This is a genomic window from Neohoeflea coraliihabitans (assembly GCF_019334345.1).
GTDB lineage: Bacteria > Pseudomonadota > Alphaproteobacteria > Rhizobiales > Rhizobiaceae > Pseudohoeflea > Pseudohoeflea coraliihabitans.
On record NZ_JAHWQX010000001.1, the window covers coordinates 641,009 to 653,903 of the forward strand.

Annotated in this window: 13 protein-coding genes; 2 read left to right on the forward strand and 11 right to left on the reverse strand. The window is 58.1% G+C overall.

What is annotated here, in order from left to right:
* Positions 1-20: 20 nt before the first annotated feature.
* Entirely contained in the window at positions 21-227 is a 207-nt protein-coding gene (locus tag KY465_RS03040) for a hypothetical protein (RefSeq protein WP_219158297.1), read from the forward strand.
* Positions 228-246: 19 nt separating this feature from the next.
* Here the strand turns inward: KY465_RS03040 and KY465_RS03045 are convergent, their stop codons facing one another.
* The 5 genes from KY465_RS03045 to KY465_RS03065 form a co-directional block, all read right to left on the reverse strand.
* Complete coding sequence (locus KY465_RS03045; protein WP_255561399.1) at positions 247-1,014, reverse strand: ABC transporter permease; 768 nt, start codon at positions 1,012-1,014, stop codon at positions 247-249.
* A gap of 72 nt (positions 1,015-1,086) precedes the next feature.
* The gene (locus KY465_RS03050) at positions 1,087-2,001 is read right to left on the reverse strand and encodes an ABC transporter permease (RefSeq protein WP_255561400.1); all 915 of its coding nucleotides are present in this window, start codon (positions 1,999-2,001) and stop codon (positions 1,087-1,089) included.
* On the reverse strand, positions 1,973-3,058 hold the full coding sequence (locus KY465_RS03055) for an ABC transporter ATP-binding protein (protein WP_219158301.1): 1,086 nt from the start codon (positions 3,056-3,058) through the stop codon (positions 1,973-1,975). Before KY465_RS03055 ends, KY465_RS03050 begins: the two co-directional genes overlap by 29 nt.
* A 91-nt stretch (positions 3,059-3,149) precedes the next feature.
* A complete protein-coding gene (locus tag KY465_RS03060) occupies positions 3,150-4,259 on the reverse strand; it encodes an ABC transporter substrate-binding protein (protein ID WP_219158303.1) in 1,110 nt (369 codons plus the stop codon).
* A gap of 57 nt (positions 4,260-4,316) precedes the next feature.
* A complete protein-coding gene (locus KY465_RS03065; protein ID WP_219158306.1) occupies positions 4,317-5,450 on the reverse strand; it encodes a M24 family metallopeptidase in 1,134 nt (377 codons plus the stop codon).
* A gap of 284 nt (positions 5,451-5,734) precedes the next feature.
* Here KY465_RS03065 and KY465_RS03070 point away from each other — a divergent pair, with 284 nt between their 5' ends.
* The gene (locus KY465_RS03070) at positions 5,735-6,457 is read left to right on the forward strand and encodes a GntR family transcriptional regulator (RefSeq protein WP_219158308.1); all 723 of its coding nucleotides are present in this window, start codon (positions 5,735-5,737) and stop codon (positions 6,455-6,457) included.
* A gap of 106 nt (positions 6,458-6,563) precedes the next feature.
* On the opposite strand, the gene KY465_RS03075 is transcribed toward KY465_RS03070, so the two are convergent.
* The 6 genes from KY465_RS03075 to KY465_RS03100 are packed head-to-tail and all read right to left on the reverse strand — an operon-like array spanning position 6,564 to position 12,872.
* Complete coding sequence (locus tag KY465_RS03075) at positions 6,564-7,874, reverse strand: NAD(P)/FAD-dependent oxidoreductase (protein ID WP_219158310.1); 1,311 nt, start codon at positions 7,872-7,874, stop codon at positions 6,564-6,566.
* A gap of 10 nt (positions 7,875-7,884) precedes the next feature.
* Positions 7,885-8,514, reverse strand: a complete 630-nt coding sequence (locus KY465_RS03080; protein ID WP_219158312.1) for a DAK2 domain-containing protein — start codon at positions 8,512-8,514, stop codon at positions 7,885-7,887.
* Positions 8,514-9,512, reverse strand: a complete 999-nt coding sequence (locus KY465_RS03085; protein WP_219158314.1) for a dihydroxyacetone kinase subunit DhaK — start codon at positions 9,510-9,512, stop codon at positions 8,514-8,516. The genes KY465_RS03080 and KY465_RS03085 overlap by 1 nt, the downstream gene beginning before the upstream one ends.
* 23 nt (positions 9,513-9,535) lie before the next feature.
* Positions 9,536-11,023 (reverse strand): amidase, encoded by a 1,488-nt coding sequence (locus KY465_RS03090; protein ID WP_219158316.1) that lies wholly within the window; start codon positions 11,021-11,023, stop codon positions 9,536-9,538.
* Positions 11,023-12,330: a TRAP transporter large permease gene (locus tag KY465_RS03095; RefSeq protein ID WP_219158318.1), complete on the reverse strand. Its 1,308-nt coding sequence runs from the start codon at positions 12,328-12,330 to the stop codon at positions 11,023-11,025. The genes KY465_RS03090 and KY465_RS03095 overlap by 1 nt, the downstream gene beginning before the upstream one ends.
* Positions 12,327-12,872, reverse strand: a complete 546-nt coding sequence (locus KY465_RS03100) for a TRAP transporter small permease (RefSeq protein ID WP_219158320.1) — start codon at positions 12,870-12,872, stop codon at positions 12,327-12,329. The genes KY465_RS03095 and KY465_RS03100 overlap by 4 nt, the downstream gene beginning before the upstream one ends.
* Positions 12,873-12,895: the final 23 nt, after the last annotated feature.

Here is a 12,895-nt window from a genome sequence, read left to right on the forward strand (position 1 = left end):
AAACCGAAGGAGACGATCAAATGGCAGATATCATCACCCTTAAGCAGCTCTGCACTGAGCTGAAGCTTGACCCACGTGAAGCCCGCGAACGCCTGCGCTCCGCAGCCCGCGATCCGAAGAAGCACCCTGAACTGGTGAAGTTGCATAAGCCTCGTGCCGCATGGAGCTGGGTCAAAGGATCGGCTGGGGAGAAGGAGGCGCGTGGCCTGTTCGTTGCGAAGAACTAGGTTGGGATGAGCAGAGCAATCATCTAAGTGCGCCACCACCTCTTCCAACCAATGCATCCACGATCAGGATGATGGCAGCATTGAAGAAGATCGTCAGCGCAGAAATAGCGAAAATGGCCGGGCTGAACGATGTGTTCGATTGCTGAAAAAGCCAGATAGAAAGCGGGAAGACATCTACTGTGTAGAGGAAATAACTCAAGGTGAATTCGTTGAAAGAGAGAACGAACACCAGCAGGACACCGGAGGCAACTCCGCTGCGGATCAGCGGCAGGACAATCTCGAAAAAGGTGCGCAAAGGGGACGCGCCGAGTGTCTTGGCAGCTTCCTCGAGCGCCGGATCGACGCTCTTGAGTGCCGTCATGCAGTTTCGCATCATGAATGGCAAGAAAATGATGCAATGGGCGATGACGATCTGCCAGATGCCGAAATCGATGCCGCTCGCACTGACCAGAATCAACAGTGCAATTCCGAGCACGACGGCGGGAAAGACGATGGGTAATCCCAGAAGCTCTTCGATCGCGGCACGGCCGGCAAACTTGTAGCGGACGAGCGCATAGCTTGCCGGAACCCCGGCAGCGACGCATCCCAGCGCGGAAAGGCCGGCAATGATCAGGCTGACCCAGAAGGATTCCAGCAAGCGGGTAAAGCTTGCATTCTCGCCGGTCGCCATGTCCCAGACATCTGCATACCAGCGGAACGACAGTGCCGGCGGTGGGAACTCCAGGGTTGTCGAAGCAGTAAACGACATGATGACCACGACAATGATCGGCAGCAGGATCAGCGCCATCAAGAAGATCGTGCTCGATCTGATCAGCATCGCTTCAAAACCACGCCGTCCAATAGCATTGGCCATGTCTTGTTACCTTTCGAATTGCGATCTGGCACCAATCAACCGATTGGCGGCTTGCATCGAGAGCGCGATGACAATCAGGATGACCGAAAGAGCCGCGCCGAGCGGCCAGTTAAACAACGTGCCCATCTGATCGCGAATGATCACGGCAATCGTCGAAACGCGTGAACCGCCCAACAGGAGCGGCACGACGAAGGCGCCGGTGTTGAAGCCAAACACCAAGATCGTGCCTGCGATGATGCCGGGCGCCGCCAGGGGCAGAATGACATGGCGGTAGGTTTGCAGACGTTTCGCACCAAGCACGCTCGCCGCCTCTTCGAGATCAACGGGGATACCGCCCAATGACGAAATGATCGGCAGGACAGCGAGCGGGATGGTGGTCTGCACCAATCCCAGCAGCACGCCCGTCGAATTGAACAGCAAGGTGAACGTTCTTGGCTCTGCGGTGATCGCGAAGGCAATCTGGTTGAACAGGCCATCCGGCCCGAGGATGGCCACCCAGCCAAAACTCTGCACTAGAAGACTGATGACCATTGGCAGCATGATGCCGATGAGGACAACGCGGCGAGCGAAATTTGAGGCCGTGCGCACCATGAACAGCGCGATTGGAAACGAGATGAGTACGGCCAATATCGCACTGGCGACAGCCAACCAAACAGTGTTCAGAACAATGGAGAGAAAATAGGGGTCGGCCGCCTCGGCATAGGCGGACAAACTCCAGCCGTCCCATTCGGCGTAGCGCGGGCCGAGGCTGATACGCACAACGGTCAGCGTGCAGACAAACAGCGTACCGATCAAAAGGCCGGCTGGCAGAAGAAGCCAAGCGACCGGGCGCCGCTTGATCTTGGGCCTTTGCGCCGGGACAACGGGGTTCGGGAGTCCTGAGCTCACCATCTTACTGCTCGACCACATGCGTTTGTTCATGATCAACGCTCACCCAGATGGGCTGTCCACTACTGACACCGCCCAGATCGTCGCGGGTGGATTGCGCCAGAAGCGGCGTCCCATCCGCCAAGCGCATCATCCAGTGATACAGACCGCCATTGAAGCTGACGGAGGTCAGTACAGCTTGCATTGCGCCGCCCGGATCATCGGTGAACACCTTCGTCTGTCCGGGTCGGAAAAGCACCATCTGCCCGCCAGCGAGGTGATCATCCGCTGAAACGGCGAGTCTTTGCCCGGCCTCAACCTCCACTTGCTGCGCCACACCGGAGCGCTCATGCAGCCTTGCGATGGTCAGCACATTCGTATCGCCGAGAAACTCGGCAACGAAGCGGTTTGCCGGACGATTGTAGATTTCCGGCGGTGGCCCGACCTGAACAACGCGGCCGGAATTCATGACCGCGATGCGATCAGACATCGTCGACGCCGTTTCCTGATCATGGGTCACATATACTGCGGCAATCCCAAGCTGTTTCTGGATGGCTCTGAGTTCGATGGCCATATAGTCGCGCAAGCGGCGGTCGAGTGCCGCCATCGGCTCGTCGAAGAGCACCAACGCCGGCTCCGTCACGAGAGTTCGAGCGAGGGCCACACGCTGCAATTGCCCACCGCTGAGTTCACTTGGCCAGCGAGACGCGAACTGATCGGGTGGCAGTTGCACGAGATCGAGCACCGTATCCACTTTGGACTTGATAGCGGCAGCCGAGAGTTTGCGCATGCGCAATCCGAAGCCGACATTTTTCTCGACGTTCATGTGGGGAAAGACAGCAAGCGACTGGAACACCAGTCCGACATTACGTTCATGCGGCGCCAGTGATGAAACATCTCGCCCGTGGATGCGAATTTGCCCGCTGGTCGGAACCTCTAGCCCGGCTATCATCCGCATCAGTGTCGTCTTGCCACAACCCGACGGCCCGAGGATCGACAGGATTTCGCCCGGCTCAACCGTCAACGATACGCCGTCGACGGCCCGGACGCGTCCGTGCGCGAAATGTCGCTCCAAATTCTGCAGTTCCAGAGCGCAATCTTCATGTTGCATGGGCACTCACATACGAAAAGGTTGAAAGAACGCCCGCGAAGCGCCTCATGACGCGCCGCGGGCAAATATCAAAGATGAGCCAGGGCAGCCCCTAGGCGATAGCCTGAGCGTACCGCCGCACCCAGTCGTCGCGCACGGAAGCCAGATACTCCGCATCCACCTGTACTGTCCGGTTGGCGATGACGTCGGGGGAAGGAATGTACGGGCTGGCTTTTGCCTTGTCCGACAGCTTGGCATCCTGATTCACCGGACCGTACCAAACTTCTTCCGCCATCTTGCCCTGCACTTCCGGGTCGAGCGCCTGGTTGATGAGAGCATTGATCGCCGCCGCATCGCCTGGATGGCCCTTTGGAATGACCATGAACTGCAGGTCGACGAAAAACCCCTCGGCCAGATCGTAGGTGCCGCTCATGTTGAAGGCCGGATCAGGAATATTGTCGGCGAAGAGAAGCGGCGAGTAGATTGCGCCGGCATTCGCCGAATTGGCCCTGAAAAGATCGGCCATCTGAGGTGAATTTTGCGAGACGGTCAGGATCTGGTCCTTAAGCTTGGCCAGAAGCTCGAAGCCACTATCGGGATTCTGAGCATCGCCACCAGCCATCCGTGCGGCGATCATGATCAACTCCAGTGCACCAAGATTCTCTGCCGGCGGCACGATGATCTTGCCCTTATTGGCCTCATCCCAGAGCACGTCATAGGAACTGGGCGCGGTCGAATGGGCGTTCGTATTGTACAGCAGGCCGTCGCTCCACAGAAAGTAGCCAACGCCATAGCCCTTGGCACCGGTCCGGTATTGCGAGAACATTCTGTCGGTATTCGGGATCGCCGACAAATCTGGCTTTTCAAGCAAACCCGCATCGGCCAGAGCAGAGGCGCCGAACCCGGAGAGGATCACGAGGTCGTATTGGGGTCGGGCCGCCGAGGCCCGGATCTTGGCGATCATATCCGAGGTCGACCCCGTCAAATCCGCGATGATCTTTGCCCCGGTCGCCGCTTCGAACGGCTGCAATATGTTGCGTACCGCAGCTTGGCCGGTCGGGTCGGACCAAGTCAGAACGCGCAACTCCTTGCCCGAGAACTGCTGTGCCGAGGCAGTCCGCACAAATGGCATCCCCAGGCCGCCTGCGACGGCCACTCCCGCGGCGCCTTTCAGGATGGCCCTGCGCCGAAACGAATTCCTGTCAATCTTATCTCTGGTCATTGTCTGCTCCCGTTTATTGTCTCTAATTCGCTGTGTGCACCGTGATGAAAACGGTCGCTACTTGATGAATAGCTCCCGCGCATTGTCCGGAGTTAGCCGTTCCGACCCGTCCCTAGTGACGGCGACGGTTTCGCTAATCCCAAACCCCTTAGCAAGGCCAAGCATGTGAAACACCATGCCTTCCTTGACCTCCCAATCGACATGTTCGTTGAAATCGGCTGCGTCCCATTCCGCCGTTCGCGGGGGAAAGCCGATACCGGTCGAATAGCCACTGCGGTTAAAGTAATCGGGCCGGATGGAACGGATCGGTTCGCGCACCAGACGGTCGACCTCAAGGGCGGAAGCGCCCGGTCGAAGGGCTGCGATCGCAGCATCCTGCGCCGCGATAATCAGATCCACGGCATCGCGCACCTCGCTGGTCGGGGAACCGAGACAGACCGTCCGCATCTGGGTTGCGTGATATCGTTCCACGCATCCATAGAGTTCGAGGAGGACCATCTCGCCATTCACGATCGGCTTTGAGGTCCAGTTGGCGTGGCAGACATCGTAGCGATAGCCGGACATGATATGGTGTGGCAGCCCGGTATACTCGCACCCGGCAAGAATTCCGGCTTCGAAAACCGCTGCCGCCACTTCCGCCTCGGTCACGCCGTCGCCGATCCTGTCGCAAGCAACCTTCTGTTCGATTTCGGCAATACGGCCAGCCGCGCGGAGACATGCGATTTCCGCCGGAGATTTGACCAGCCGCACTCGGTCAACCAGTAGCGAAGCATCGACGATCTCGGCGGGACTGACGGCGGCGCTCACCGCCTCCGCCATTGCAGCGGTCAGAAACCATGTCTGCTTTTCTAACCCGATGCGCATGGCCCCCGGTGCCGTTTCCCGTAAAACGCCGCAGGTGCGTGCCACGAGATCATCACCCTCACGCCATGTATCAGCCTCTTCAAGCCACGAATATTCGCCGACATTGCCGTGCTCTAGAAAACGTACGAGAAGTCTGATCGGTCCGTCCTTGGGGACAAACGCCACCTGATATGCGAAGTACCCCGAAGTTTGGTATCCGGTGAGATAGTAGATATTTTCCGGGCTGTGCAGCAGCAGAACGTCAAGACCGCTGTCCGCCATCGCCGATTGCACGCGTTCAATACGCTGGTGGAACTCTGAGTGGTCGAAGGCCTGTCGCAATCCCATTCTAAACTTCCCGATAAGCCTGCCTTTAAGCCGTATACAGCAGTGCGTGGTTCACTCGTTAGAAGAGCCCTTTACGCCGGCGCCCGGCGGGAAAACTTCTTACCATTGTCATGCTGTATATAGCTTCAGGGATTTAACGTCAATCCATCGGGAAAAGATTGGATCAAATTGAACAGCTGTGTACCGGAACTGCGCATTGCCCAACGGGGTCCATTCGCTTGACAGGAGGAGGGAAAATGGAATGTATAGCTTGTGCCGAGTTGGCGCAGCGGTGCGGGCACCGTATGGACAAGGAGAAGCAATTGGCCGTTGCGCACGAACCTCGGACGACGCACCGGACGCAATCTCGCGCCAAGGGCCGCCGACTTTCGGCGTCAATCTACGAGGAGGTGCGTGACCGGATATGCCAGCTCGTCTACCCGCCGCAACACCTCATACGCGAGGCTGAACTGGCGGACGAGTTCGGGATTAGTCGCACGCCCGTGCGTCAGGCGCTGCAGCGCCTGGAGATCGAAGGATACGTCGAGACCCGAAACGGTGTCGGAACGATCGTCACTGCGATCGATATCCCCGCTTTTCGGGACATTTATGCGATGCGCCTTCAGCTCACAACGCTGATCGGCCAGATGAACCCGAAGCCGGGCAAACCGCGTATGGTAGAGAAGGCAAGCGAGCTTTTGGCGCGCGCACGCGAACTCGCAGCGGGCAAGGATCTTCATGAATTCTGGCTGATCAACCTCGAGCGGCATGCGATCATTTTATCCCTGATCGGCAATTCGGCACTGCGCGAGCTTTACGACTCCTACTATTTCAGGACTTCGCGGGTCTGGTATCTTGTAATTGACCAGATTTGGGAGGACCAGACTCTGGCGCTCAGTGAAGAGCTAGAGGATCTGTGCAAGGCGCTCGAACTGGGCAATGCACAGGTCGTTTGCAATGTCGAATACAACCATCTGAGCTACTATCTGAAAATGTTCGAGCGTTTTGCTGCCTCTGGCGAAACATAGAATTTGGCGACTGCGCGGCTTAAATCAGATCGACCGTGCGTGGGAAGGGTGAAGCTCCACTTCCGGCGGATCCTCAGCGCCTAACTCAAGACAATCAACGAGGCGGTTAAAATCGATCAAGCCGGAAAGGATCTAACGGCACGACAGGCGTTGTTCCCGAGGCTATATCGGCAACCAGGTGCCCAGCACCAGGACCGATGCCAAATCCGTGACCCGAGAAGCCGCTGGCGATGATCAGGCCAGGCACAGACCGCACCGCGTCAATGGCCGGGACGGCGTCCGGCGTGACATCAATCGCGCAGCCCCAGGTCTCGGCGATCTCCGCTCCTGCAAATTCGGGAAAGGCCCTGGAAAGGTTGCGCAAGCCTTCACGCAGGATCCTCTCCGAAGGTCTCGGGTTCAGCACGCGCAGCTCTTCAAAAGGTGCTGCCTCATCGCCTTTCCAGCACTTGGCCATAGCTAATTCATGAAAGAACGCCTGACCAAATCTCAGTCTTATCTCATTCCCTTCGGAGCGGAAGGCAGGCAGGAACTGGAACAACAACCGGAAACTGTCAGGCACAATTTGCGCCAGATTGGCATTCTTCTGGGCGATCGTGTAACCACCATCCAGACGTTTGCGGAATGCGAAATCGTTCCCGGCCACGGCGCACTCCGGAGGCCCTTGCATGGGCTTGGTGCGCAGCACCGATCCGTTGACTTTCAATTGTGGAAAATCGATGCCGAGATTGCCACAAAAGAGCCGCGTCCATGCGCCTGTCGCCAAGACGACCGTGTTGCACCTGATTTCACCCTGCTCCGTTACCACCGAATGCACAGCTCCGCCGGCCGTTTCGACCGTGCGCACCGCACAATGCTCGATGATGACGCCTCCCTGCGCGCGGAAAGCCGCGGCAATCGCAGGCGTTGCCAGGGAAGGTTCGGCACGCCCATCACTCTTTGTGAAAAGCCCGCCTTCCCATTGCCCCGTCAGGCTCGGCAGAGCCTCACTCAATTGCTTGCGCGTCAACAGTGCAGAATCAATGCCATGCTCCTGGGCGATATCTAGCCAGTCCGCATATTTCTGCAGCTCTCCTGCTGTCTTGCAAAGATAGTGAATTCCGGTCTGCCTGAAGCCCGTCTCGCGTCCGGTCAGTGCATTCAAATCGGCCCACAATCTTGCGCTGGCCAGCGATAGCGGAATCTCCGAGGGATCGCGCCCCATTTTTCGTACCCAGCCCCAATTTCGGCTCGACTGCTCACAGGCAATATGCGCCTTCTCGCAGATCACCACGGACAGGCCACGCTTGGCCAGAAACAAGCCGGCGGTACAGCCGATGATGCCGCCGCCGATGATCACCACATCAGCGCGCTGAGGCATAGCTGACGTGTCAGCTTCTGCCGTCGTCGGTGAAGAACTTGTCATCTGCTCGCTCATTCGTGGAGAACTATGTCTGAGTTGGCTCGGCATCGATCATGGCAGCAATGCCCACTTCAAGCGCCACCATGCCGGGATCATCGAGCCCGACACCTTTCGAAGGCTCGAGCCGCAATCGGCCGATCATCGCCGGCTTTTCGCGATAGGCGGCCAATGTCTCAATCGCGGCCTCATGCGCAGCCTGCCCAACCTGCCGCGCGTCCCCACCACCTTTGACGGCCTCGCAAACGGCGTGCAGGCCATCGAGCACTGTCTTGCTGCCAAGGGGAGCCTTGGACCGCTGCTGCATGCTCGTCAGGGCTTCGGTGAGCAATGCGCTCAGATCCGCATACTCGGTATCGCGCTGGCCCCTGGTCTTCAACGACAAGGTTATCAGCCCGGTCATGATCACAGCGCTGAGGCTCGAGCCCGAATGTTTCGAAATGATCTTCGCCAGCCGCATAAATGCTTTCGAGACGTCTTCGGCGAAAGGCTCCATGTCGGCTAGTATGGCTTTGGACACGGTAAAAAGCGTGGTTCCCATATCACCGTCGCCCCCGGCCGCATCCAGCCTGTTGAAGCGTTCGGCCTCAGCCACGTAGGCCTTTGCCACACGTCGTGCCGCCGCGCCAATGTCTTTGCCAGTAAAGGTGCTGGACATCAGGCCCTCCACAAGGGACAGTTGACAGGTGCGTTGAGCAAGTCCAGGAGCTCGTCATCAACCGTCATGACAGAGAGCGAAGCGCCGGCCATTTCCATTGAAGTCGCATAATGGCCGACCAGCGAATAGGCGATCTCCAGTCCGGCCGCATTCAGAAGCTGGCTCACCTTCCGATAGAGAATGTAAAGTTCATCCAGTGGCGTTGCCCCGAGGCTGTTGACGAGCACCGCAAGCCTGGCGCCTTTCGGCGGCTCCAGGTCCGCCATCAGTCGTTCAACCATTTCAGAGGCAATCTCGTCGGCCGGTTTCAAAGCACCGCGCCACAGACCTTTTTCGCCGTGGATGCCCATGCCCATCTCGATTGAATTTTCATCAAGAACGAATGTCGGCGTGCCAGCTTGCGGCACCGTACACCCCGAAAGCGCAACCCCGATGGAACGGCAGCCGGTCATCGCCCTTTCAGTGACCGCTTTCACGCCCTGCAGATTCATCCCTTTTTCCGCAGCCGCGCCCGCGATCTTGAACGCCAGGATCAGCCCGGCCACACCACGCCGCGTCTCCGCAGACTCTCTTGGCGCACTTGCCACATCGTCTGCGACAGTGACCACGGCACAATCGGTACCCTCCGCCGCCAGCATGTCATTGGCCATTCCGAAAACCATGGTGTCGCCGCCGTAGTTGCCGATTACGGACAAGACGCCGCCGCCGAAATCGGCCGCTTTCAGACTTTCCGACACATCGTCGAAAGAAGGGCCGGCAAAAACATGGCCGACTGCGCAACTATCAAGAAGTCCTTCCCCGACATATCCGGCGAACAGTGGCAAATGGCCGAACCCGCCACCGGAAACAATGCCGACTTTGCCTTCTGATTTCCGTGTTGCGCGCTCGATTACGCGGCCATTGCTGCCTGAAACAGTATAGCCGCGCGGATGTGCCAGCCGCATGCCCTCGAGGGCCTCATCGACATAGTAGTCTGGGTTGTTGATCAGCTTTTTCATAGATCGCGCTCTTTCATTTCACGTCAATATCCCGCGGGCACATGTACGAGCCCGCCGCGATGCTTCTCCAAGGCACGCGCAATGCGCAGGGCAAGCGCATCATCAAATTTGCGCACCACGATCTGAATGCCCGCTGGCATGCCCTCGGATGTCAGTCCGGTCGGCGCTGCCACCGCCGCGAGATCGAGAAAATTGACGACGCGGCCATAAAAGTTCGGCGGCACCGATTCATCGACATCCGTCAGTGTGCGCGCGACGATATGGCTGCCGGGCATGACCAGGGCGTCGTAATCCGCAATGCGGTCGGCAAATTCAGCCTGCGCCTCGAGCCGCCTTTGCAACGTCTGCCGGTAGGCGTCGTCTGTGATCGACTTGCCCGCCATTATGCGGCCCCGGATTGTCGGATCGACTGGGCTACTCTCCGCCTCGACATACTGGCCGAGCGCGCGAAAACTCTCATAGCTCATGATGTCCCCGCCCGATTTCAGGTAATCGGCAATACTGAGCGGCAGGTGGATCGGCGCAATTGTTGCTCCGAGAGCTTCCAGATCCTCGAGCGCTTCGTCATGCAGACGCAGGATATCCGGATCGACACCCGCGAGATCAGCGTCCACGAGCCGCCCGATCTTCATATTCGCAATACCGTGTTCGATCTCGGCAAGTGCATCGATCTCTGCAACCCTTGCATTTGCCGCATCGCGGGGGTCCGCGCCCTGCAGCACATTCAACAGCAGAGCTGAATCTCGGACTGTGCGTGAAAACCAGCCGACGCTGTCGTGGGTGCCGCAGAGCGGCACAACCCCGCCCCTGCCGATCAACCCGTGCGAAGTCTTGAGGCCGATTACACCGCACCACACCGCCGGGGTCCGCACCGATCCGCCGGTATCTGTACCGAGCGCGACCGGCGCCAGACCAGCGGCAACGGACACGGCCGAGCCACTGCTCGAACCACCGGCAACGCGGTGCTGTGACGGATCCCACGGATTGCGCGGTGCGCCCATCACCGGATTGGTGCCCCAGCCGCCAAACGCAAACTCCACCATGTGCGTCCGGCCAATCACCACCATCCCCGCCTGGATGAGGCGCTGCACCGCAAAGGCCGACTGTTCCGGCACTCTGTCGTGCAGAGCTGTCGACCCGGCAGATGTCGGCAGCCCAGCAATATCGAAGATGTCCTTAACTGCCACCGGAATGCCATGCAGGGGACCAATTGTCTGGCCGGAATGTCTTATCGCATCGCATGCCGCTGCCTGCCGCAGGCAGGCATCCGCAAATGTTTCGCTATAGGCATGCAGCTGCGTGTTAAAGGTCGCAATGCGGTTTAGAAAATACTCGGTCAATGCAACGGAGGTTGTCTCGCCGCGCTCGAGCGCCGTCGCGATCTCTTCAAGCGAACGGAATGCCTGGCCCCGCTCAGATCCCGCGTTCTCTAATCCGTCTTCTCTCGACACCGCTGATCCTCCGTTATCCCCCTTGTGCCCAGCTTTCAATCGATCGATCTCTATGCTCATCAGTTTATTCCGAGCACGAGGCGAGGCAGCCACAGCGAAAGGTCTGGAATGAACGTCGTCAGCAGCAAAACCGGCAGGTAGGCGAAAAGCACCAGGATCAGCGTCGGCTTGAGCATGCCCTGAAGACGCGTCTTGCCAATCCTTGCTCCGAAATAGAGAAGAGGTGCAGTCGGGGGTGTAATGTTGCCCATACCGAGATTGACACCAATGATGGCGGCAAAATGCACGGGGTGAATGTCAAGCTCCCGGATCACTGGAAGCAACATCGGGGTGGCCAGCAACAATCCGCTGAAATCATCCATTATCATTCCCAGGACAATCAGGAAGACATTGATGAGAAGCAATAAGACGATACGGTTCTCACTTATCGAAAGCAGCAGATTGACGACCGACTGGGGAACATTTTCCATCGTATAAAGGCGGCTCAGCATGACCGCGAAAAACACCAGCACCATGACCACTCCGACAGTGGTCCCGGCGCTATAGCCAATGCGCCACAGTTCTCTCAGAGGAATATCGCGGAAGATGATCACGCCTACGATGAGCGCATAAACCACCGCGATTGCTGCCGCTTCGGTGGGGGTGGCAAGACCCCCATAAATCGAAGTCAGGATGATGAACGGCATCACCAAGCCAAGGGTCGCTCGGCGACCTTTCACGCCGATATCCTTGATCGCTTGCCGCGCGCCGACCGCTTCTGGCTGAACAATCGGCATGTTGCGTGTCATGACGAAGTTCCACGCCGAGAACAGTCCCATCAGCAGGAGGGCCGGCACGATCGGCGCCAGAAAACATGCGGCGATTGAAGTACCCGAGATCCAGCCATAGACGATTTGTGCTGAACTGGGCGGTATGAGAAGCGCGAGGACCGAAGATGCAGCAACCAGCGCCGCTGCGTAGCCGCGGTCATACCCGCGCTCGACCAGGCGCGGCACCATGATCGTGCCCATCGCGGCAACGGCAGAGGACGCGGTGCCTGAAATTGCGCCGAATACTGCGGTCACGACGATGACCACCACCCCCAGGCCGCCTTTCAGACGCCCGAAAATGCTGTCGCAGAAATCAACGAGACGGGCGGCAAGACTGCCAGTGCTCATGATCTCGCCGACAAGGATGAAGAGCGGCATTGCCAACAAGATGATGGAGGATGTCTTGTTGAAGCCTGCAGCAACCAGGAAATTGGACCCGACATAGTCACCGGTCAGGAACAGGAACAATGCCGCAGCAGCAAAACAAAATGGGACGGGCACGCCGATGATGAGCAGTCCCATCAGCAATAGAATGTCGACGATAACTTCGATGCTCATTTGATGTTGGCCTCACGGAGTTCCGCCAATCGCGTGCTGCCGGCAAGGCGCGAGACCGCAACTGCAAAATCGAGGAAAAAGTAGAACGCCATAAGACTAAGGCCCACGACCATCGATGCGTGGACAAAGTAGAGCGGCATCTGCAATTCGAGAGAATGCGGCCGGCGTTCAATGCTCCAGAGAAGATATTGGAGAACCCAAACGCTCATCCAGACGGAGACCACCAGAGTGATTGCCTTGACCACGAGATCCAGCACCCCAAAAACGCGCTTGTTTTTGACGAATACATCCAGGAGGCTCGCGGATATGTGCGATCTCTCGTAAGCGCCATATGCCCCGCCGATAAAATAGGTCCACACGGCAAGGTAGGTTGCCAGTTCCTCGATCCCATGAAGCGGCAGAAAGAGGAAATATCGAAACACGATTTCCATCATCACGAGGACCGTGAACCCTGCGCAGGTCGCCACCAGCACGAACTTCTGCAGCCAGAGCTTGAATACCCAGAATTTATGCAGCACTCCGCCTGGCGTGACTTCGGACATATTCCCGCTCCGAGATTGAAGGA